At 69.4% G+C, this 21092-nt stretch carries 18 protein-coding genes; 11 read left to right on the plus strand and 7 right to left on the minus strand.

Annotation, left to right across the window (positions count from 1 at the left end; genetic code table 11):
• The first annotated feature begins 84 nt into the window (after positions 1 to 84).
• Positions 85 to 675: a TspO/MBR family protein gene (locus IEW34_RS28890; protein WP_188612723.1), complete on the plus strand. Its 591-nt coding sequence runs from the start codon at positions 85 to 87 to the stop codon at positions 673 to 675.
• Positions 676 to 701: 26 nt separating this feature from the next.
• Here the strand turns inward: IEW34_RS28890 and hpt are convergent, their stop codons facing one another.
• Positions 702 to 1235: a hypoxanthine phosphoribosyltransferase gene (gene hpt / locus IEW34_RS28895; protein ID WP_188612724.1), complete on the minus strand. Its 534-nt coding sequence runs from the start codon at positions 1233 to 1235 to the stop codon at positions 702 to 704.
• A 257-nt stretch (positions 1236 to 1492) separates the two neighbouring features.
• On the opposite strand from hpt, the gene ftsE reads away from it, so the two are divergent.
• From ftsE to IEW34_RS28925, 6 genes are all read left to right on the plus strand, one after another.
• Positions 1493 to 2152: a cell division ATP-binding protein FtsE gene (ftsE, locus tag IEW34_RS28900; RefSeq protein WP_188612725.1), complete on the plus strand. Its 660-nt coding sequence runs from the start codon at positions 1493 to 1495 to the stop codon at positions 2150 to 2152.
• 14 nt (positions 2153 to 2166) lie between these two features.
• Complete coding sequence (locus tag IEW34_RS28905; RefSeq protein WP_188612749.1) at positions 2167 to 3141, plus strand: cell division protein FtsX; 975 nt, start codon at positions 2167 to 2169, stop codon at positions 3139 to 3141.
• A gap of 112 nt (positions 3142 to 3253) precedes the next feature.
• The gene (locus tag IEW34_RS28910; protein ID WP_244642289.1) at positions 3254 to 4021 is read left to right on the plus strand and encodes a YdcF family protein; all 768 of its coding nucleotides are present in this window, start codon (positions 3254 to 3256) and stop codon (positions 4019 to 4021) included.
• 47 nt (positions 4022 to 4068) lie between these two features.
• The gene (locus IEW34_RS28915) at positions 4069 to 4305 is read left to right on the plus strand and encodes an Lrp/AsnC ligand binding domain-containing protein (RefSeq protein WP_188612726.1); all 237 of its coding nucleotides are present in this window, start codon (positions 4069 to 4071) and stop codon (positions 4303 to 4305) included.
• A 1-nt stretch (position 4306) separates the two neighbouring features.
• On the plus strand, positions 4307 to 5524 hold the full coding sequence (locus tag IEW34_RS28920) for a glycosyltransferase (protein WP_244642290.1): 1218 nt from the start codon (positions 4307 to 4309) through the stop codon (positions 5522 to 5524).
• Positions 5521 to 6183 carry a class I SAM-dependent methyltransferase gene (locus IEW34_RS28925; RefSeq protein WP_188612728.1) on the plus strand — a complete coding sequence of 221 codons (663 nt, stop codon included), beginning with the start codon at positions 5521 to 5523 and terminating at the stop codon, positions 6181 to 6183. Before IEW34_RS28920 ends, IEW34_RS28925 begins: the two co-directional genes overlap by 4 nt.
• 71 nt (positions 6184 to 6254) lie before the next feature.
• Here the strand turns inward: IEW34_RS28925 and IEW34_RS28930 are convergent, their stop codons facing one another.
• Positions 6255 to 7310, minus strand: a complete 1056-nt coding sequence (locus IEW34_RS28930) for a patatin-like phospholipase family protein (RefSeq protein ID WP_188612729.1) — start codon at positions 7308 to 7310, stop codon at positions 6255 to 6257.
• Positions 7311 to 7638: 328 nt separating this feature from the next.
• Between IEW34_RS28930 and IEW34_RS30990 the strand changes: the two genes are divergently transcribed.
• The 3 genes from IEW34_RS30990 to IEW34_RS28945 all read left to right on the plus strand — a co-directional run bounded on the left by IEW34_RS30990 (position 7639) and on the right by IEW34_RS28945 (position 11811).
• On the plus strand, positions 7639 to 8247 hold the full coding sequence (locus IEW34_RS30990; protein WP_280516346.1) for a Fur family transcriptional regulator: 609 nt from the start codon (positions 7639 to 7641) through the stop codon (positions 8245 to 8247).
• Between the two features lie 101 nt (positions 8248 to 8348).
• The gene (gene ispG / locus IEW34_RS28940; RefSeq protein WP_188612731.1) at positions 8349 to 9650 is read left to right on the plus strand and encodes a flavodoxin-dependent (E)-4-hydroxy-3-methylbut-2-enyl-diphosphate synthase; all 1302 of its coding nucleotides are present in this window, start codon (positions 8349 to 8351) and stop codon (positions 9648 to 9650) included.
• A gap of 223 nt (positions 9651 to 9873) precedes the next feature.
• On the plus strand, positions 9874 to 11811 hold the full coding sequence (locus IEW34_RS28945) for a potassium transporter Kup (protein WP_373288352.1): 1938 nt from the start codon (positions 9874 to 9876) through the stop codon (positions 11809 to 11811).
• Positions 11812 to 11897: 86 nt separating this feature from the next.
• On the opposite strand, the gene IEW34_RS28950 is transcribed toward IEW34_RS28945, so the two are convergent.
• Together IEW34_RS28950 and IEW34_RS28955 are read right to left on the minus strand one after the other, a co-directional pair.
• Entirely contained in the window at positions 11898 to 12803 is a 906-nt protein-coding gene (locus IEW34_RS28950) for an SDR family NAD(P)-dependent oxidoreductase (protein ID WP_188612732.1), read from the minus strand.
• Between the two features lie 252 nt (positions 12804 to 13055).
• A complete protein-coding gene (locus tag IEW34_RS28955; protein ID WP_188612733.1) occupies positions 13056 to 14291 on the minus strand; it encodes an acyl-CoA dehydrogenase family protein in 1236 nt (411 codons plus the stop codon).
• A gap of 146 nt (positions 14292 to 14437) precedes the next feature.
• Between IEW34_RS28955 and IEW34_RS28960 the strand changes: the two genes are divergently transcribed.
• The gene (locus IEW34_RS28960; RefSeq protein ID WP_188612734.1) at positions 14438 to 16075 is read left to right on the plus strand and encodes an acyl-CoA synthetase; all 1638 of its coding nucleotides are present in this window, start codon (positions 14438 to 14440) and stop codon (positions 16073 to 16075) included.
• 115 nt (positions 16076 to 16190) lie between these two features.
• On the opposite strand, the gene grpE is transcribed toward IEW34_RS28960, so the two are convergent.
• From grpE to gshB, 3 genes are all read right to left on the minus strand, one after another.
• Entirely contained in the window at positions 16191 to 16817 is a 627-nt protein-coding gene (gene grpE / locus IEW34_RS28965; protein ID WP_188612735.1) for a nucleotide exchange factor GrpE, read from the minus strand.
• 269 nt (positions 16818 to 17086) lie between these two features.
• Positions 17087 to 19873, minus strand: coding sequence for a [protein-PII] uridylyltransferase (locus tag IEW34_RS28970; RefSeq protein WP_188612736.1), 2787 nt, complete (start codon positions 19871 to 19873; stop codon positions 17087 to 17089).
• Positions 19874 to 20114: 241 nt separating this feature from the next.
• On the minus strand, positions 20115 to 21056 hold the full coding sequence (gene gshB / locus IEW34_RS28975) for a glutathione synthase (protein WP_188612737.1): 942 nt from the start codon (positions 21054 to 21056) through the stop codon (positions 20115 to 20117).
• Between the last annotated feature and the right edge of the window lie 36 nt (positions 21057 to 21092).

Here is a 21092-nt window from a genome sequence, read left to right on the forward strand (position 1 = left end):
CGCGACAAATCAAACAGATAGCAGATCGCGCCCGTTCGGACCCGCCCGCCCGTCCCGGCCGTTATGTCCGACACGAGGAGCACCATGCGCGACGCACACCCCGGCGACCCCCAAACCCCTTTACCCCGCCCGCCTCTCGGTCCGCACGAGGGTCCCGGAAGCGGCAACGCCGAGCCAGCCCACGCGCCCGGCGGCGCCCGGCCGTCCCCGTTGGCCCGCCTTGCGGCGGCCGTCCTGCCGGTCGTCGCCGCCTCGGTGCTCGGACAGGTCGCCACCTATCCCAACATCGAGAGCTGGTATGCAGGCCTCACGAAGGCGTCGTTCAACCCGCCGGACTGGGTGTTCGCCCCGGTCTGGACGGCGCTGTTCGCGCTGATGGCGTTCGCGGTCTGGCGCATCCTTCGGCTGCCGGCCGACCGCCCCGGACGGACGACGGCGCTCGCCGCCTTCTTCGTTCAGCTGGCGCTCAACGCCACGTGGCCATGGATGTTCTTCGCCGCCCGCAACCCACCGCTCGGTCTCGCCAACATCGTCGTGCAGCTGGCGGCGATCCTGGTCGCCATCGCGCTGTTCCGCCGCCTCGACCGCGCCGCAGCCTGGCTGCTGGTGCCGCTGGCCGCCTGGGTGGCCTTCGCCGCGTTGCTCAACCTGGCGGTATGGCGGCTCAACGGATAGCCTCCCGAAGTCCGCGAACGACCGCTTCAATCTTCGATGACACCGACGAACGGAAGTTGCCGATAGGAATGCCCGACGTCCATGCCGTAGCCGACGACAAAAACGTCAGGGCATGGGAAGCCGACATAGTCGGGCACGATGTTGACCGCCCGCCGGCGCGGCTTCTCCAGCATCACGCAGCACTTCACGGCGCGGGCCCCGCGCGCCACCAGGAGGTCCTTGGCGAAGGCCAGCGTGCGCCCGGATTCCAGGATGTCGTCGACGAGCAATACGTCGCGGCCGCGCACGTCGCTCTCGATGTCCTTGATCATGGTGACCTGGCCGACCGACGTGGTGCCCAGGCCGTAGCTGGAGAGCTGCATGAACTCGACCTGCGGCGTCAGCCCGGCCCGGTGCAGGGTGCGCAGCAGGTCGGCCGCGAACATGAAGGAGCCCTTGAGGATCGCCACGACGAGGAGATCCTTGAGGTGGGCTGCGGCAATGGCCTGGGCGATCTCGTCGTTGCGCCCGGCGATGGCGGCCTCGTCGAACAGGACCCGGATGCGTCGTTCTGCCGTCATGTCGTTCCTTCGTCCCCTCGTCCGTTCGGCACCGCGCGCCTGGCGGATTGACCGGGGCCGTCCGCCGCCCCGACAAACGCGTGCCCGAGCCGCTGGCGATGCATTCTTAGTGGATAGATGGCCGGGTCAAGCCCGGCCATGGCGACGGCACGGCCGCACAGGCGCTACCCATATTCCAGTTTGCCGGCCGCGGCGGTACAGTCCGGCCGCGATCCGGCCGCGGTGACGGCGGATCGAACGGAGAGGGCTCGCCCGCGGTGGTTCGTTTCGAGAGTGTCGGCCTGCGATACGGCATGGGGCCCGAGGTGTTGCGCGACCTCACCTTTGCCATCGAGCCTCGATCGTTCCAGTTCCTCACCGGCCCCTCCGGCGCCGGCAAGACGACGCTGTTGCGGCTCATCCTGCTGGCGCTGAAGCCGACTCGCGGCTTCATCAGCATCTTCGACGAGGACGTCTCGCACATCGGCGGCGAGGCCCTGACCTCGGTGCGCCGGCGCATGGGCGTGGTGTTCCAGGATTTCCGCCTGCTCGACCACCTCACCACCTACGAGAACGTGGCGCTGCCGCTCCGGGTGCAGGGCAAGGAGGAGGCCAGCTACCGCTCCGAGGTCGTCGAGCTGCTGCGTTGGGTGGGCCTGGGCGAGCGCATGCACGTGCTGCCGCCGGTGCTCTCGGGCGGCGAGAAGCAAAGGGCGGCCATCGCCCGGGCCCTGATCGTGCGCCCGGAGCTGCTGCTTGCCGACGAGCCGACCGGCAACGTCGATCCTAACCTGGCGCGGCGGCTGCTGCGCCTGTTCATCGAGCTCAATCGCCTGGGCACGTCGGTCCTCATCGCCACTCACGATCTCAATTTGATGGATCAGGTGGACGCACGCCGGCTCGTCTTGGGCGAGGGCCGGCTGCACATCTACGATTGATTGTATCGATGACCATGACCGACGATCGCGCCACCGCGGTCCCGCAGCCAGAGACCGGGACCGCCGACAGCGAGCCCGCCACGGCCTCGCTCCGGCGCGACCAGCCCCTGGTGCCGGCGGGCTCCATCTCGGGACGCGCCCTGGTCACCGTCATCGCCATCCTGACGTTCCTTGCCGCGTTGACGGCCTGCGGCGCGGTGCTGATGGCACGCGCCTCCTCCGACTGGCGCGCCGACGTGGCGCGCGAGATGACGATCCAGGTGCGCCCCACCAGCCAACGCGACGTGGAGGCAGACGTGGCCAAGGCGGCCGACATCGCCAAGGCGACGCCGGGCATCGCCAGCGCCGAGATCTACTCGAAGGCGGAGGCCGAACGGCTGCTCGAGCCATGGCTCGGCAGCAACCTGGGGCTGGCGGAACTGCCCATTCCGCGCATCGTCGTGCTCAAGCTGGCGAACGGCCGCCAGCTTGATCCGGACGGCCTGCGCAAGGCCCTCGCCGCCGCCGTGCCGGGCTCGACGCTGGACGACCACCACATGTGGATCACCCGGCTCGCCGCCATGGCCAACACGGTGGTGGTGATCGGTGCGCTGATCGTCGGCCTGGTGCTGGTCGCGACGGCGCTGGCGGTCGCCTTCGCCACGCGCGGCGCCATGGCGGGCAACAAGGAGATCGTCGAGGTGCTGCATTTCGTCGGCGCCGACGACCGCTTCATCGCCCGCGAATTCCAGGCCCGGTTCCTGAATCTCGGCCTGCGCGGGGGCCTCATCGGGGGCCTTGGCGCAGTGGCGCTGATCATGCTGCTCGGCATGCTCGCCGCGGTCTGGCGCTCCAGCGCCGGCGGCGAGCAGATCGAGGCCCTGTTCGGCGCCTTCAGCATCGGCTGGGAGGGCTACGCCGCCGTGCTCGCCATCGCCATCGTGGTAGCGCTGGTCACGGCGGTGATGTCGCGGGTCACCGTGCGGCGGCATCTGCACGACATCGAGTAGCCAAAATAAAACGGGGTCCCATGCATCGTCGGATCGGCAAGAAGCGCGCTCTTAACAAGACGTTAAGGCCTACGCCTTCAGGGTGCCGCATTCGGCCCTATGGTGGCATTCGATGTCTATGATCCGATCGACGGCTCCCTACGCCCGCTTTGCGCGCACGCCCATGACCGGTATGAGCGAATGGTCGGCAGCTGGAGCGCGACTGCTAGGACAGGTAGTGCACATCCTCGGGCGCCTGGCGGCCGTGACGAGCGTCGTGGCGGTGATCGTGCTCGGCGGCGGTTTCTTCTGGTTCGTCAACGCGATCGAGCGCAAGGAATCGCTGCCGACCGAATCCGCTGACGGCATCGTCGTGCTCACCGGGGGAGCCCAGCGGATCGACGACGCCGTCAACCTGCTGCTGCGCGGCCAGGCCCAGCGTCTGCTGGTCTCGGGCGTCAACGAGAAGACCAGCCGCGGCCAGATCGCCCGCCTCAACCCGGAGGCGCAGCGCCTGTTCTCCTGCTGCGTCGATCTCGACTACCGGGCCCGCAATACGATCGGCAACGCCATCGAGACGCGCCGCTGGGTGCGCGAGCACGGCTTTCGCTCGCTCATCGTGGTCACCTCGAACTATCACATGCCGCGCGCCCTGGTGGAGCTGTCGAGCGTCGTGGAGGGCGCGCAACTGCGCCCGCATGTCGTCGTCACCGACCAGTCCAATCCGGACCGCTGGTGGTACGAGCCGATGACCGCCCGTCTGCTGCTCAGCGAATACGCCAAGTACCTGCTGGCCCTGGTGCGTACGCGGGTCGAGGGCGATCCGGAGCATTCGCGCGTCGCGGTGGTGGTCGGCGGCAGGAAGCCGCTGACGCCGTTGCCCGTCGCCTACCTGCATTGAGCCGGCGGGCTTGACCCGGCCCGCGATCCGTTCAAGAACCCAGGCTGATGCAGACCTTCTTCGTGCAGATCAAATGCAAGCTCGGCCGCACCTACGCGGTGGCGAGCGAACTGGCCGATCGCGAGATCGCCTCGGAGATCTATTCGATCGCCGGCGACTTCGACATCATCGCCAAGTTCCACGTGGATGCCGGTGTCGACATCGGCCATTTCGTGGCGGAGAAGGTGCAGACCGTTCCGGACATCGCCGACACGCGCACGCTCATCACCTTCAAGGCGTTCTAGTGTGGAGGCCGACCGGTCCCCGCCCTGCGGCGGCGGCGGCGGCCGGGCGCCGCTGCTCGCCTTCCTGATCACCGAGGACTGGTTCTTCGCCTCGCATTTCCTGCCGATGGCGCGCGCCGCCCGCGAGATGGGGCTCGACGTGCTCGTCATCACCCGGGTGCGGCGTCACCGCGCGGTGCTGGAGGCGGCAGGCTGCCGCGTCATCGCGCTGGAGGCCGAGCGGCGCAGCCTCAATCCACTGGCGATCGCCGCCACCTTCGCCCGGCTGAGCGCGATCCTGGCGCGGGAGAAGCCGGCGATCCTGCATATGATCGCCCTGCGCTCGATCCTGATCGGCGGCTTCGCCGCGCGCCGCGCCGGCGTGGCGCGCCGGATCTTTGCCCTGACCGGCCTCGGCTTCCTCGGCGCGCGGCGCGATCAGGTCGGCAAGCGGGCGCGCGGCATCATCCGCGCCGCCATGCGCGGCGTCTTGCGCAACGCCACGACCGTCTTCCTGTTCGAGAATGTGGACGACGTCCGGCGCCTGGGCCTGGAGCCCGGGGACCCGAGCGTCGCCGTGGTCGGCGGGGCCGGCGTCGATCCCGACGCTTTCGCGCCGGCGCCGCTGCCCCCGCAGCCGCCGCTCAAGGTCGCGGTCGTCGCGCGCATGCTGTGGTCCAAGGGTATCGACCTCGCCGTCGCCGCGACCCGCCTGGCGCGGGCCCAGGGCGCGGCCGTCGAGCTGTCGCTCTACGGGGCGCCCGATCCCTCCAATCCCAAGGCCATTCCCGAGGCCACGCTGCGGCAATGGGCGGCCGAGCCGGGAATCGCCTGGCACGGCCGCTCCGACGACGTGCCGGCGGTATGGCGCGACCATCACGTCGCCTGCCTGCCCTCGCGCGGCGGCGAGGGCCTGCCGCGCACGCTGCTGGAAGCGGCGGCCTGCGGCCGCGCGATCGTCACCACCGACGTGCCGGGCTGCCGCTCGTTCGTCCGCGACGGCATCGATGGCCGCGTGGTGGCGGTCGATGATGCGGCCGCCGTCGCCGCCGCCCTGATGGAGTTCGCCGGCGATCCCGGACGCGTGGCCGCCTGTGGCGCGGCCGCCCGGGCGCGCCTGCTCGACGGCCACACCGAGCGGGCAGTGATGGACGACGTCAAGGCGATCTACGCGCGCCTGCTGGCCGCGCCGCTGCCGGCCGGCCCCGCCGCCGCGGCGCCGCGATCCGCCGCCGCATGAGCCCCCCATCGGTCGCCGACCGCGCCGCCTTCATCGCCGCCCACACCACGGTCTTTCCCGTGCCCAACGCGCCGGAGCTGCGGCTACACCTGGCCGGCGAGGCCACGGCCCTGTGGCAGAAGACCGAGGAGGAGCTCGGCGAGATCGGCCTGCCGCCACCGTTCTGGGCCTTCGCCTGGGCCGGCGGCCAGGCGCTGGCCCGCTACATCCTCGACAACCCCGGCCTGGTCGCCGGCCGGCGCGTGCTCGACTTCGCCTCGGGCTCGGGCCTGGTCGCGGTGGCGGCCGCACGGGCGGGCGCGGCCAAGGTGGAGGCGGCCGATATCGACGTCTTTGCCGTCACCGCCATCGGCCTCAACGCCGCGCTCAACGGCGCCGTCGTCGCGGCGCGCGACGACGATGTGCTGGACCTGGACGAGGGCTGGGACGTCGTGCTGGCCGGCGACATCTGCTACGAGCGGGACCTCGCGGCCCGGGTCATCGCCTGGCTCACGGTGCTGGCCGGGCGCGGTGCCACCGTGCTGATCGGCGATCCCGGCCGCAGCTACCTGCCGCGCGAGCGGCTCCGTGCCGTCGCGAGCTACGACATCGCGGTGACGCGGGAGCTGGAGGACAGCGAGATCAAGCACACGTCGGTGTGGCGGCTGGCGGACGGCTGACTGCCCGTGCCGCGGCCTGCTCACGCCGATGTTGCCCCGCGCGGGAGAGGCAGATGGAGACGGGCCGCCCGTCAGGCCACCATGGCGGCGAGATCCAGGGTTGCCTTGCTGCCGATGTCGCCGTAGTGGCGGCCAAGCCAGGCCTGGGCGCAGGCGCGGCCGGCATCGCGCAGGTCCTGGAAGAGGCGCCAGTCGGCGGCCCCGCGCGTCTCGCCCGGCAGGGCGTTCAGCACCTCATCGGCGTCGATGCGGTGCATGAGCACGCGCTTGTATTCGCGCAGCGACAGTTTGCCCTCGTCGATCAGCCGGCCGACGAACTCCACCGTGCGCAGCTCGCGCAGCAGCGCGCTGTTGAAGTTGATCTCGCTCAGCCGGTTCTCGATCTCCTTGTGCGACCGCGGTGTCTCGGCGCGCTCGATCGGGTTGATCTGGACCAGCAGGATGTCGTCGCTGGACGCCTCGTAGAACAGCGGAATGAGCGGCGGATTGCCGGAATAGCCGCCGTCCCAATAGGGCACGTCGTCGATCTCCACCGTCTGGAAGATGGTAGGCAGGCAGGCCGAGGCCATCAGATGGTCCGCCGTGAGTTCGCCGCCCGCGAAGATCGTCAGCTTGCCGGTGCGCACGTTGGTGGCCGAGACGTAGAGCTTCACGGCCGTCGCCTGCCGCACCCGCGGAAAGTCGATCAGCTCCTCCACCACGCTGCGGAGCGCATTAATGTTGAGCGGGTTGCTCTCATAGGGGCTCATCTGTCGCAGCACGGTGGAGAACGGCGCCACCGCGCCGCTCCAAAAACCGAGCACCTGGTCCATGACGGCGCGCTGCACCGGATTGAGCGTGCCGTCCAGGCTCACCGCCTTCCAGAACCGCTCCAGATGCGCCCGCGCGCCATCGACCCCGTCGGCGAGGAAGCCGTCGGCCATCACCACGGCATTCATCGCGCCGGCGCTGGCGCCTGAGATCGCTTCGAAGCCGAGGCGCCCGTCCTCCAGGAGCGCGTCGAGCACGCCCCAGGTGAAGGCGCCATGGGCGCCCCCGCCCTGCAGCGCGAGCGCCACGTATTTCTCGGTTCCCGGCCCCGCCAGCCCCACCGGGGGCGGCTTGCGCCGGAAGAACGCGTCCAACATCCTGCAATCCTGTTCTTTGGGGTGAATTCGGCCCCCGCGCCGTTGTGCAATGCAGCATAAATGGAGTGCCGGCTGCGCCTGCACAAGCTCAGGGGGCTTGCAGGCGAGAGCGTTCCGCCGTTGGATGGGTCCCTCGGACGGCGCAGAAATGCTCGGGAATTCTGATCCTGGAGCGCTTCTCCTGCGATTGGGTGACGCCGCCGGATCGCGAAGCGCTCCCAGGCTCGCCTTCGCTACGCCACGGTCGCCGCTGACAGGTGAAACCGCCCGCGGACTGGCCTATATTGCCCGGAGCAGAAGGCGTGGAGCGCGCCATGACGGGAACCCCGTGACGATCATTGACCGCAAACCGAGCCGCGACGGCCGGCGGCAGGCGAAGGCCGAGGTGCGTGGCCACGCTGCGCACGCCCCCGCCGACCGCGCCTCCGCTGCCCCTGCGCACGCCGCCCATGCGCACGATGCAGGCGCCTGCGCCCATGCGGCCGAACGGGCGCGGGAGGCGCCGCAGGCGCTCGCCCTCGCGGACGAGATCTGCCGCGAGCGCGGCGTGCGGCTGACGGACCTGCGCCGCTCCGTCCTGGAGGCGCTCTACGACACGCACCGGCCGCTGGGCGCCTACGACCTGGCCGAGGTGCTGGCCGGGCGCACGCGCAAGCGCATCGCGCCGATCACCATCTACCGAGTGCTCGAATTCCTGACCGAGCAGGGTTTCGTGCACCGGTTGGCCACCAAGAACGCCTTCGTCGCCTGCCCGCACGCCCACGCCCCCGGCGAGATGAACGTCTTCCTGATCTGCGAGGCCTGCGGCGGTGTCGACGAGGCGACGTCGCCGCAGGTCGCTGGTGCGGTCGGCGCCGTCATCGCCGCGCATCGCTTCGCGCCGCGTGGCCAGGTGCTGGAGATCGAGGGACTTTGCGCCCATTGCCGGCCGCGCTGACCAGCCCGGCGCCGCGGCGGCTTGTGAGCGCCGCAGGATTTTCCTAATCAGCGCGTCAAGTCACGCTGGCGCCGGCGGCGCCGTGATGGAGAAAGATCGCCATGAACCTTGCGGTTCAAGTTCCTGCCGCCGCGGCTGGCGATGAAGCCGGGCCGCCGCCCTGCCTGGAGGAGCGCCTTGCCGGGCCGAGCCCGCGCCGGCGGACGGTCGCCGTTCGCGTCGGCGAGGTGACGATCGGCGGCGGCGCGCCGATCGTCGTCCAGTCGATGACCAACACCGACACCGCCGACGTCGACGCGACGGTCCGGCAGGTGGCGGCGCTGGCGCAGACGGGCTCCGAACTGGTGCGCATCACGGTGGACCGGGACGAAGCGGCGCGGGCGGTGCCGTTCATCCGCGACCGGCTCGCCCGCATCGGCGTCGAGGTGCCGCTGGTGGGCGATTTTCACTACATCGGCCACAAGCTGCTCGCCGATCACCCGGCCTGCGCCGAGGCGTTGGCCAAATATCGCATCAACCCGGGCAACGTCGGCTTCAAGGACAAGCGCGACCGCCAGTTCGGCGCCATCATCGAGATGGCGCTGCGCTACGACAAGCCGGTGCGCATCGGGGCCAATTGGGGCTCGCTCGACCAGGAACTGCTGACCACGCTGATGGACGAGAACGCGCGCGCGCCGGCGCCGCGCGACACGCGCGCCATCACCCGCGAAGCCATGATCCAGTCCGCCCTGCTCTCCGCTGCCCGGGCCGAGGAGATGGGGCTCGGCCGCGACCGCATCATCCTGTCGGCGAAGGTCTCGGCGGTACAGGACCTGATCGCCGTCTACCGCGAGCTCGCCCGGCGGTCCGACTATGCCATCCACCTGGGCCTGACCGAGGCGGGCATGGGCTCCAAGGGCATCGTCGCCTCGTCGGCGGCGATCGGCATCCTGCTGGAGGAGGGCATCGGCGACACCATCCGCTATTCGCTGACGCCGGAGCCCGGCGGCGACCGCTCGCTGGAGGTGCGCACCGCCCAGGAACTCCTCCAGACCATGGGTTTCCGCACCTTCGTGCCTCTGGTCGCCGCTTGCCCCGGATGTGGCCGCACCACCTCCACCGTGTTCCAGGAACTCGCCCGGGATATCCAGGACTGGATCGTCGCCTCGATGCCCGGCTGGCGAGAGCGCTACCCCGGTGTCGAGACGCTGAACGTCGCCATCATGGGCTGCATCGTCAACGGTCCGGGCGAGTCCAAGCACGCCGACATCGGCATCTCGCTGCCCGGCACCGGCGAGAGCCCGGCAGCCCCGGTGTTCGTCGACGGTCAAAAGGTCGCGACGCTGCGCGGGCCCCAGATCGCCGCCGACTTCCGCGGCATGGTCGAGACCTACATCGAAGACCGCTTCGGCACGCCCGCCTGACGATCCGCGCCCCCTTCCCCGCCTATGGTGGGGCGCCACGGACCCGTCTATCTTTCCGTTGCAGAGCTGTGGTACGTCCATGGGGCTCGGGGGGGCCGGGCGGCCGGGACCGCACGCTCGCAGTCCCGAGGCCGCAGGGTCCGCGTCCGGACGGTCCGCATGTCAGCAGGTGGGCCGCAGCCAAGCGACCAGACCTAGCGATCCTATCGAGCCGGCACCTCACATGGCATCCGACCGAACGCTTCAGCAGGCCGACAACGCCGACATGACGTCGGCTGCCCTGGAGGCGCCCGCCCCCAAGGTGGGCTTCTGGCCCCTGGTGATCGGCTCGCTCGGCGTCGTCTACGGGGACATCGGCACCAGCCCGCTCTATGCCTTTCGCGAAACCGTGAACGTGGTGGTGAGCCACGGGGGCGAGACCCTGTCCCGCGCCCTCGTGGTCGGCGCGCTGTCGCTCATCCTGTGGTCCCTGACCATCATCGTGACCTGCAAATACGTGCTGGTGCTGCTGCGGGCCGACAACAACGGCGAGGGCGGGACGCTCACCCTGGTGGCGCTCGCCCAGCGCGCCCTGGCCGGCCGGTGGCGCCACGCCATCCTCTTCCTCGGCGCGGCGGGCGCCGCCCTGTTCTTCGGCGATGCCATGATCACGCCGGCGATCTCGGTGCTGTCGGCGGTCGAGGGCGTGAAGCTGATCACGCCGGCGCTCGACCACTACATCGTCGCCATCACCATCGTCATTCTCATCGCCCTGTTCGCGGTGCAGAATCACGGGTCGGGCCGGGTCGGAGCCCTCTTCGGCCCGGTCATGGGGCTCTGGTTCGGCACCATGGGCCTGCTCGGGCTGGTGCAGGTGGTGCAGAACCCGGACGTGCTGTGGGCCATCTCGCCCCACCACGCCGCGCTCTTCTTCATCAACCACCCGGGCCTCAGCCTGGCCGTGCTCGGCGCCGTCTGCCTGTCCGTCACCGGCGCCGAGGCGCTCTACGCCGACCTCGGACACTTCGGCCGCACGCCGATCCGCAGCGCCTGGTTCGGCTACGTCTTTCCGGCCCTGATGCTGAACTACCTCGGCCAGGGCGCCCTGGTGCTCGCCGATCCGGCCGCCATCGAGAACCCGTTCTATCGCCTGGCACCGCAATGGCTGCTGCTGCCGTTGGTCCTGTTGGCGACGGCCGCCACCATCATCGCCAGCCAGTCCGTCATCACCGGCGCCTTCTCGCTGACCCGGCAGGCCATCCAGCTCGGCCTGATCCCGCGCCTCGCCATCCGCTTCACCTCGGCCGAGCACTCCGGCCAGATCTACCTGCCGCGCATCAACTTCATCCTGCTGGTCGGCGTCATCCTGCTCGTCGCCGCCTTCGGCTCCTCGAGCGCGCTCGCCCACGCCTACGGCATCTCCGTGTTCGGCGCCATGACGGTCGACGCCTTGCTCGCCGTCATCGTCATCTGGAAGGGCTGGCGCTGGTCGCTCACCGCGACGCTGGCGCTGATGATGCCGCTCATCCTCGTCGACCTCGCCTTCTTCAGCTCCACCTTCTCCAAGCTGCTCACCGGCGGCTACGTGCCGCTGATGATGGCCGGGGCGCTCATCTTGATGATGTGGACCTGGGTCAAGGGCAGCGAGATCCTCTTCGCCAAGACACGCCGCACCGACGTGCCGCTCGAGGAGCTGGTGCAGATGCTCGCCAAGAGCCCGCCCCACCGGGTCAAGGGAACCGCCGTGTTCCTCACCAGCGACCCGGAGACGGCCCCCTCGGCCATGTTGCACAACCTCAAGCACAACAAGGTGCTGCACGAAAAGAACGTCATCCTGACGATCCGCGCGCTCGACCGACCGCGCGTCGACGATGACGAACGCGTCGTCACCCACCCGCTTGCCGACGGCTTCTGGCGGGTCGAGATGAACTTCGGCTACATGGAGACGCCCAACGTGCCGCGCGGGCTCGCCATCCTGCGCAAGCAGGGGCTCAAGTTCGACATCATGTCGACGTCGTTCTTCCTGTCCCGGCGCTCGATCCGGCCGGCGGCCGATTCCGGCATGCCGATGTGGCAGGACAAGCTGTTCATCGCGCTGGCCAAGAATGCCAGCGACGCCACCGACTTCTTCCAGATCCCGACCGGCCGCGTCGTCGAGGTGGGCACCCAGGTCACGATCTGAGGGCGGGACGTCGGTCCTGGGCGAGGCGACCTGAGCGCGGGGTTCTGCGGGGACGGGCTCGGCCGCCCCCGGAGCGCCGCGGGGGCTCAGCCCCCCGCCATCTTGCGGAAGAACTTCTGGCCCTGCTCGCCGCCGGCAGCGTAGGCCTGCTGGCCGGCCTCGTCACCGATCCTGGCCCAGTTGTCGCGGACCGCCTCCGCCGACAGGTCGGCCGGTGCCAGATGGACGCCTTCCGTCTCGTACATGCGCGCCAGCGCGAACGCGCCGCCGCCGGCCGCCAGGATCGCGCCGCTGGGTGCGGCGTCCGAAGCCAGGTAGATCACGCCGGGCATGACATACTGGGGGGCGATCGCCTTGAAGACCTCGGGGGTCACGAGGCTCTCGGTCATGCGGGTCCCGGCCACCGGGCTGATCGCGTTGGCGTGGATGTTGTTCTTCTGCCCTTCGAGCTTCAGCGTGTTGATGAAGCCGATGAGGCCGAGCTTGGCGGCACCGTAGTTGGCCTGGCCGAAATTGCCGTAGAGGCCGGTCGACGAGGTGGTCACGACGATGCGGCCGTAGTTCTGGGCCCGCATGATGTCCCACACCGCCTTGGTCGGTTTGACCGTGCCGAGCAGGTGCACGTTCAGCACCGCCTCGAAGTCCGGGACGGTCATCTTGGTGAACGACTTGTCGCGCAGGATGCCGGCGTTGGCGATCAGCACGTCGATGCGGCCCCAGGCGTCCATGGCCTGCTGCACCATGGCGGCCATCCCGGCATCGTCGGTCACGGAGCTCGCGTTGGCGATAGCCTCGCCGCCCGCGGCCTTGATCTCCGCCGCGACGCCCTCGGCCGCCGCCGGCGAGCCGCCGGTGCCGTCGAGGTTGCCACCGAGATCATTGACGACCACCTTGGCGCCCCGACGGGCGAGCTCCAGGGCATATTGACGGCCCAGGCCACCCCCCGCACCGGTGACGATGGCAACCTTGGCGTCAAAGCGGATGTCCGACATCGATTCCTCCCGTATTTGCCAAGCGGGCGTGTTTGATGAGCTTTGCGTTGCACAAAAGTTTTTGGCGGTTTGGCGCTAACGGTGCCGCCGCGCACCCTCTCCCCGCTGGCGGGGAGAGGGAGGGTGAGGGGGCTTGCCATGCCCTGACTGCCTTGAGCCTTCTCCGGGAGCCCCCCTCACCCGGCTTGCGCTGGATAACGCGCAAGCCGATCGCTCCTCACAAGCGGGGCGAGGTATGGAGCCCCGACCCCACTAAAGCAGGTCGCCGCCGGCGGCCGAGGCGCTGGTGCCGTGTTCCTCGTAGGCCTTGATGACGTTGCGGCCGGTGATCCAGCGGTGCACCTCGTCCGGTCCGTCCACCAGCCGCTGCATGCGGATGCTGGTGTACCAGGCAGCCAGCGGCGTATCGAGGCTGAAGCCCAGCGCGCCGTGCAGCTGGAGGGAGGTGTCGACCACCTTGTGCACCATGTTCGCCAGGAACACCTTGGCGATCGAGTTCTCCTGCCGCAGGTCCAGGCCCTTCTCCGCCTTGTAGGCGATGTGCAGCAGCATCAGCCGGGCCTTGTAGAGCTCGGCCGCGCAATCGGCGAGCATCCACTGCACGCCTTGGCGATCGGCCAGCCGCTGGCCGAAGGTCTCGCGCTTGATGACGTGGGCGGTGGCGAGATCCAACGCCCGCTGCGCCATGGCCACGTTGTGCATGCCGTGGCGCAGGCGCCCGTAGGCGAGGCGATGCTGGCCCATGTTGAAGCCGTTGCCCTCGCCGCCGAGCAGGTTCGCCTCCGGCACCACCAGGTTGTCGATCAGCACCTCGCAGTGGCCATGGCCCATCTCGCGGGCAAAGGGCCCGTGGACCGCCATGGTCTCGATGTCGCGCAGGATCTGATAGCCGGGGTTGGGCAGCTCGACGATGAAGGTCGAATGCCGGTTGCGGCGCGACGCCTCCGGGTTGGTCAGCGCCATGACGAGGGCGATGTCGGCCGCGCTCGCCGCCGACGAGAACCACTTCTCGCCGTTCAGCACATAGTTGCCCTTGCCGTCCTTCACGGCCGTCGTCTTCATGCCGGTGGCGTCGGCCCCGGCCGCCTTCTCCGTCATCGAGTAGCAGATACGCTTCTCGCCGTTCAGCAGCGGCTTGAGATACTTCTCCTTCTGATAGTCCGTCCCATAGGACATCAGGGTCATGATGGTGGCGTCGTCAGGCCCCTGCGTGTTCATCGACAGCGCGCCCAGATGGCTGTCGCCCAGCTCCATCTGCACCAGCGCATTGGCGAGCGGGCCGAGGCCCATGCCGCCGTACTCGACCGGCACGAAGGGGTTCCAGAGGCCTTGCGCACGCGCCTTGGCACGCAGCTCCGCCAGCGTTGCCTTGAAGTCGGCCCCGTCTTTGAGCCGCTGCTCGGCGGGCTTGCACTCGTCCTGCACCCATTGGCGCACCTTCTGACGGACGGCCTTGGCGTCCTCTGGAATCTCGAAATCGATCGACATGGCGTTCCTCCGTGCTGCGCTTCGTCCATGGGTTTTTCGCCGAAGCTTGTTAGAACATGTTCCACCGAAGTGGAAACCGGACGTGAGATCCGGTCGACCAACGACGCGCGTCCCCGCGCCGGGGGCGCACGAACAGGGAGAGAGACGTGGGCTGGAACTTTGGAGACATCCTCGACGGTATCGAGCCGGTGCTCGCGCCCGATAGACCCGCCTTCATCCATGGCAGCCGGGTGATAACCTGGGGCGAGACCAGCCGGCGCTCCAACAACCTGGCCCGCGCGCTGCTGGCGGCCGGCGCCGCCACCGGCGACAAGGTCGCCTTCTACATGCGCAATAGGCCCGAATACGTGGAGACGGTGGCCGCCTGCTACAAAGCGCGCCTGACGCACGTCAACATCAACTACCGCTATACGCCCGACGAGGTGCTTTACATCTTCGACAATTCGGACGCGGCGGTCGTGGTCTACGGCGCCGAGTTCCGTGCCACGGTGGCCCAGCTCCGGCCACGGCTGACCAAGGTCAAGCTGTTCGTGGAGGTGCCGGACGGCGGCCGCGTCGCCGATTTCGCCGCCAATTACGACGAGCTGATCGCCGCCGGCGACGGCGCGCCCCTCGCCATCGCGCGTTCGCCGGACGACCTGCTGTTCATCTACACCGGCGGCACCACCGGCATGCCGAAAGGCGTGATGTGGACGCACCACGACCTGCGCGAGATGGGGCTGTGGTCGGCCCGCAAGCTCGGGCCGGTGCCGGAGACCCTCGAGCAGACGATCGAAGCGGCCCGGCAGGCGCCGGGCGGGCGCACCCTGCCGGCGCCGCCGCTCATGCACGGCACCGGGCTCCTGACCGCGCTCGCCGCCCATACCGCCGGCGGCTGCGTGGTCACCCTGACGGGGGCCTCCTTTGACGGCGTGGAGATGGCGGAGACGATCGACAGGCACCGGCCCGACAGCCTGTCCCTGGTCGGCGACGCCTTCGGCCGCCCGCTGCTGCACGCGCTCGACGCGGCGCCGGGCCGCTACGACCTGTCCAGCGTCGTCGGCATCATCTCGTCCGGCGTGATGTGGAGCGTCGAGGTCAAGCGCGGCCTGCTGCGCCACATGCCCCAGGCGGCCATGAGCGACAGCTTCGGCTCGTCGGAGGCGATCGGCATGGGCATGTCGGTGATGACCGCCGACGGCGAGGTGCCGACGGCCAAGTTCATGGTCGACGAGCGCTGCCGCGTGTTCGACGAGGCCGACCGGCCGGTCCAGCCGGGATCCGGCGTGGCGGGGATGGTGGCGGTCGGCCCACCCAACCCGCTCGGCTACTACAACGACGAGGCCAAGACGGCGCGCACCTTCCGCACCATCGGCGGCGTCCGCTACTCGCTGCCGGGCGACTTCTGCACGGTTGAGGCGGACGGCTCGATCACGCTGCTGGGCCGCGGCAGCGTCTGCATCAACACGGCCGGCGAGAAGGTCTTTCCCGAGGAGGTGGAGGAGGCGCTGAAGACCCACCCGGCCATCGAGGACGCGCTGGTGGTCGGCGTGCCGGACGAGACCTGGGGCCAGGCGGTGACGGCCGTCATCGAGCTCGCCCCCGGCGAGGCGCTGGACGAGGACGCCGTGCGACGGCACGTGCGGCAGAGCTTAGCCGGTTACAAGACGCCCAAGCGGGTGCTCGTGGCGGCCCGCCCGCTGCGCGCGGCGAACGGCAAGGCCGATTACAAGACCGCCGCCGATTTCGCTCGTGCCCAGGTGGCGGCAGCCGAGAGCGGCCAATTGCGCCATGGCCGGACGTGATCCGGCCATCCATCCCCGTGGAACGGGCCGTTGAGTCAGCCCTGTCGGGCTGACGTTCGCCGCTCCGGCGGTGGCCGGTGAGGCCCGGCCATCGCCGTCGAACGGCTGCCGTGGCTCAGCCTTCGTCCGTGTTCGCTTCGCCGCCGGCGGGCTGCGGGGCGGGCTTGGCGCCGCCCTTGGACACGCCCACCAGGGCGGGGCGCAGGACGCGTTCGCCGATGACGAAGCCCGGCTGCACCACTTGCACGACCGTGCCGTTGGGCACCGACGTGTCGGGCAGCTCGAACATCGCCTGATGGCGGTGAGGGTCGAAGCGCTCGCCCTGCGGCGAGATGCGCTTCACGCCGTGGCGCTCGAGGGTCTTGATGAGATCGCGCTCGGTGAGCTCGATGCCCTCGACGAAGCTCTTGAGGGGAGCATCCGCATGGCCGCGTGCCTCGGCCGGGATCGCCTCCAGCGCCCGGGCGATATTGTCCACCACGGTCAGCATGTCGCGCGCGAAGCTCGAGACGCCGTAGGTCTTCGCGTCGCCCACCTCGCGCTCGGTGCGGCGGCGCAGGTTCTCCATATCGGCCAGGGTGCGCAGCACCTTGTCTTTGAGCTCGGTGTTCTCAGCGGCTAGCGCCTCGATCACATCACCCGGCTCGCGCTGCGCAGCGGCGGCCGGCTCCGGCTGCACGCCGGTGTCCTGGATGACGGTGTCGGGGCCGGCGGCCTCGTGGTCGTTCGGCTTCTGGTTCATAGCGTCAATCTAAGTGATGCCGAGTTCGGCGAAAGGGGTGAATTCACCGGCCATATCAGCCCCTGACGCCGAAAAATCAAGGTATTGGCCAAGACGGCGCGGACGCTCGGCGGCGATCGGGTGAGATCACGCGAGCGCAAGGGGGCGCTCCGCATGCAAAGCGTCGGGCATTTTCTGCGCCATCGGATGATCTCATGCGATGGCGCAATGCCTTAAGCAGGCTGTCTGGAAATGTCGGGCGGGTCGGTCCGACATTTCCAGACAGGCTCTCAGCGGCCCCCGGCGCGCCTGGCCTCCTCCTCGTCGATGCGCAGCACATCGACCAGGGCCCGGCGAATGGCGTTCTGCCGCGCCGTCGACGTCACCTTGGCGCCGGTCAGGTCGGTGACGTAGAAGGTATCGACGGCCCGCTCTCCGAAGGTCACGATGTGGGCGGACGAGATGTTGAGGTTCAGCCGGCCGATCGCCGTCGTCAGGTCGTAGAGCAGCCCGGCGCGGTCGAGGCCCGACACCTCCAGCACCGTCTCGCGGCTCGACAGGGTGTTGTCGATCTGCACCTCCGGCGCCACCTGGAACGGCTTGCTGCGACTGTACGAGCGCTTGGCGGCCACCAGGTCGGCGATCTTGACCTCGCCCTTGAGCGCGCGCTCCATCGCCTTGGCGATGCGCTCGCCGCGGCGCATCTCGTCGTCGTCCGCCGTGAACGCCCGCGAGATGAACAGGGTGTCGAGCGCCAGGCCATCGGCCGTGGTGAAGATCTGGGCATCGACGATGTTGCCGCCCGCGGCCGCACAGGCGCCGGTCGCGATGGCGAGCAGGCGCGGATGGTCCGGCGCCATCACGGTAAGCTCGGTGACCCCGCGGAAGTGATCGGTCTCGACCATGGTCGCCGTGGTCCGTCCGGCGGCCTCCGACGCCTTGATGAACTCCGCCTGCTTCACCTTGCGGCCGAGATCGACCTTGAGCCAGTAGGCGGGATAGTGGCGCGCCGCGTACGTCTCGAACGCCTCGGTCATCCAGCCGGCCAGCGCCTCGCGCAGAGCCTCCTGGGCGACGCGGATGCGCTCGCCGCGCGCCACGACGCCGTGGCCGCCGGTGATGAAGGCCTCCGTCTCGAAGTAGAGCGTCCGCAGCAGCTCCCCCTTCCAGCCGTTCCAGACGCCGGGGCCCACCGCCTTGATATCGGCGACGGTGAGGATCAGCAGCAGTTTCAGCCGCTCCGGGGTCTGCACCACGCCGGCGAAGGTCTCGATGGTGCGCGGATCGGACAGATCGCGGCTCTGCGCCACCATGGACATCAGCAGGTGATGCTCGACGAGCCAGGCGACGAGATCGGTCTCGGTCTCGCTGAGGCCGAAGCGCGGCCCGAGCCGGCGGGCGATTCGGGCGCCGGCGATCGAGTGATCCTCGGTGCGACCCTTGGCGATGTCGTGCAGGAACAGCGCGACATACAGGGCCTTGCGGTTCTGAATGGTGCGGATGATCTTGTTGGCGAGCGGATGCTCGGCCTCGACGCGGCCGCCGTCGATCTCGGCCAGCACGCCGATGGCGCGCAGCAGGTGCTCGTCCACCGTGAAGTGGTGGTACATGTTGAACTGCATCATTGCCACGACGCGGCCGAACTCGGTGACGAAGCGGCCGAGCACGCCCGTCTCGTTCATGCGTCGGAGCACCACCTCGGGCGAATGGCGCGAGGTCAGGATGTCCATGAACAGCCGGTTGGCCTCCGGGCTCTCGCGCAGGCCGCGGTTCACCAGGCCGAGCGAGCGGGTGACGAGCCGGCTGGCATCGGGATGGATCGCCTTGTCGTTCTGGTCGGCGAGCCAGAACAGGCGGATCAGGTTGACCGGATCCTTCTGAAAGACGGGCGGCGACTTGATGGTGATGCGGTCCGACACCAGCGCGAAATCGTCGGACCGGAGCTGCGCGCCCGGCCGCAGCCGCCGCACGAAGCGGTTGAGCATCGGCGCCTTCTTGGCGTGCCGGGCCTCCAGCGCGGCGCAGACAATGGCGGTCAGGTCCCCCACGTCCTTGGCGACCAGGAAGTAGCGCTTCATGAAGCGCTCCACGCCGGACAGCCCGCCATGGGCGGCGTAGCCGAGCTTCTCCGCGACGATGCGCTGGAGGTCGAAGGACAGCCGTTCCTCGGCCCGCCCGGTGATGAAGTGCATGTGGCAGCGCACGCGCCACAGGAACTCCTCGCAGACGTTGAAGCGCGCGTATTCCTCGGGCGTGAACAGGCCGGCCGCCACCAGCTCGCGGGCGTCGGTGACCCGGTAGACGTATTTGGCGATCCAGAACAACGTGTTGAGGTCGCGCAGGCCGCCCTTGCCCTCTTTCACGTTGGGCTCGACGACGTAGCGCGACGCGGTGCCCGCCTGGCGCAGGCGCAGCTCGCGCTCGGCCAGCTTCTCCTCGACGAAGGTCGGCGCCGTGCCCTGCACCACGTCCTTGTCGAAGCGCGTCATCAGCTCGGCGAACAGCGCCTCGTCGCCCAGGACGCGGCGCGATTCCAGCAGCGCGGTGCGGATGGTCAGGTCGGCGCGGGCCTCGCGGATGCACTCGTCCACCGAGCGGGTGGCGTGGCCGACCTTCAGCTTCAGGTCCCAGAGCACGTAGAGGATCGCCTCGACGATGCTCTCGCCCCAGGCCGTCGCCTTGTAGGGAAACAGGAACAGGAGATCGACGTCGGAGCCCGGGGCCATCGTGCCGCGGCCGTAGCCGCCGGTGGCCACCAGCGTCAGCCGCTCGCTCGTCGAGGGGTTGTTGACGGGATAGATGTGCGTCGCCAGCACCCGGTAGATGCCCTGCAGCACCTGGTCCATCAGCCCGGACAAGCGGTGCGCACAGACGATGCCGTCGCGCTCCACGTCGAGCCAGTCGCGGGCGCCCTGCCGGCCGCGGTCCAGCACCTCGCGCATGAGCGTGACGAGGCCGGCCCGCAGCGCGGCATGATCGTTGGAACAGCGCCGCTCCAGGTCGGCGATGGCGCTGTCGAGCTGGAACTGGGGTTCGGCGAGGAGCTCGGTCAATCCGGACAATCCGCACGCGACCATCCGGACGCGCCCTGCGGGAGCGCCGTGGCCGCCCTATGAAAGAGGGTGGGTGCAACCATCATGCCGCCTTGAGCGGCGACACGGGCGCCGTCGAGCCCTTCACCATCGGAGGCCCGCTCCGGCCGGGGATGCGCGCGGCTTGGGTCCAAATCGCCTCCGCGCCGACCGGTGCCAATCGTTGGGAACGCGTTCCATGGACCTGCCCATCCCGTAGCACGAATCGCCAGGCCGCGCACACGCTTTAGGCGCGCCTTGCCTCGATGCTGTCCCAGATCGCCACGGCGAGGTCGGGGCCGCCGACGCGCTTGATGGCGCGGATGCCCGTCGGGGAGGTGACGTTGATCTCGGTCAGGTAGCCGTCGATCACGTCGATGCCGACGAACACGAGCCCGCGTTCGCGCAGCGCCGGCGCGATGGTGGCGCAGATCTCCCGCTCCCGCTCGGTCAGCTCGGTCGCATTGGCGGCGCCGCCGCGGACCATGTTGGAGCGGATGTCGTTTTCGGCCGGCACCCGGTTCACGGCGCCGAGAGCCTCGCCGTCCACCAGGATGATGCGCTTGTCGCCGCGGGCGACCGCCGGCAGGAACTGCTGCACCACCCACGGCTCGCGGAAGGTGGCGGCGAACAGGTCGAAGATCGAGCCGAAGTTGGGGTCGTTTTCGGTGACGCGCAGCACCGCGGCGCCGCCGTGGCCGTGCAGCGGCTTCATCACCACCACGCCGAACTCGCGGCGGAACTCCTCGATCGCCGCCTTGTCGCGGGTGATCAGCGTCGGCGGCATGAGCTGCGGGAAGTGCGTGACGAAGAGCTTCTCGGGCGCGTTGCGCACCTCGGCCGGGTTGTTGACGACGAGAACCTGCGGGTGCACCCGCTCGAGCAGATGCGTCGCGGTGATGTAGCCGAGGTCGAACGGCGGGTCCTGGCGCATCAGCACCACATCGAGGTCGGTCAGCACGGTGCGCTCGGACGCGCCGAGCGTGAAGTGGCCGCCGACGACGTCCCGGACCTCGAGCGGCCGCGTCACGGCGGAGACGATGCCGTCGCGCATGGAGAGCTGGTCGGGCGTGTAGTAGCGCATGGCGTGCCCGCGCCGCTGCGCCTCCAGCAGCAGCGCAAAGGTCGAATCCCCGGCGATGTTGATGCGCTCGATCGGATCCATCTGGACCGCAACGCTCAGGACCATGGCTCAACGCCTCTTCGTACCCGGACAGGTTTCGTC

It is taken from the genome of Chelatococcus reniformis (genome assembly GCF_014640075.1).
Classification (GTDB): domain Bacteria; phylum Pseudomonadota; class Alphaproteobacteria; order Rhizobiales; family Beijerinckiaceae; genus Camelimonas; species Camelimonas reniformis.

Coding starts and splice junctions, on each gene's coding strand:
- IEW34_RS28890 (WP_188612723.1), top strand. CDS start 85: ATGCGCGACGCACACCCCGGCGACCCCCAAACCCCTTTACCCCGCCCG.
- hpt (WP_188612724.1), bottom strand. CDS start 1,235: ATGACGGCAGAACGACGCATCCGGGTCCTGTTCGACGAGGCCGCCATC.
- IEW34_RS28905 (WP_188612749.1), top strand. CDS start 2,167: ATGACCGACGATCGCGCCACCGCGGTCCCGCAGCCAGAGACCGGGACC.
- IEW34_RS28910 (WP_244642289.1), top strand. CDS start 3,254: ATGTCTATGATCCGATCGACGGCTCCCTACGCCCGCTTTGCGCGCACG.
- IEW34_RS28915 (WP_188612726.1), top strand. CDS start 4,069: ATGCAGACCTTCTTCGTGCAGATCAAATGCAAGCTCGGCCGCACCTAC.
- IEW34_RS28925 (WP_188612728.1), top strand. CDS start 5,521: ATGAGCCCCCCATCGGTCGCCGACCGCGCCGCCTTCATCGCCGCCCAC.
- IEW34_RS28930 (WP_188612729.1), bottom strand. CDS start 7,310: ATGTTGGACGCGTTCTTCCGGCGCAAGCCGCCCCCGGTGGGGCTGGCG.
- ispG (WP_188612731.1), top strand. CDS start 8,349: ATGAACCTTGCGGTTCAAGTTCCTGCCGCCGCGGCTGGCGATGAAGCC.
- IEW34_RS28945 (WP_373288352.1), top strand. CDS start 9,874: ATGGCATCCGACCGAACGCTTCAGCAGGCCGACAACGCCGACATGACG.
- IEW34_RS28950 (WP_188612732.1), bottom strand. CDS start 12,803: ATGTCGGACATCCGCTTTGACGCCAAGGTTGCCATCGTCACCGGTGCG.
- IEW34_RS28955 (WP_188612733.1), bottom strand. CDS start 14,291: ATGTCGATCGATTTCGAGATTCCAGAGGACGCCAAGGCCGTCCGTCAG.
- grpE (WP_188612735.1), bottom strand. CDS start 16,817: ATGAACCAGAAGCCGAACGACCACGAGGCCGCCGGCCCCGACACCGTC.
- IEW34_RS28970 (WP_188612736.1), bottom strand. CDS start 19,873: ATGGTCGCGTGCGGATTGTCCGGATTGACCGAGCTCCTCGCCGAACCC.
- gshB (WP_188612737.1), bottom strand. CDS start 21,056: ATGGTCCTGAGCGTTGCGGTCCAGATGGATCCGATCGAGCGCATCAAC.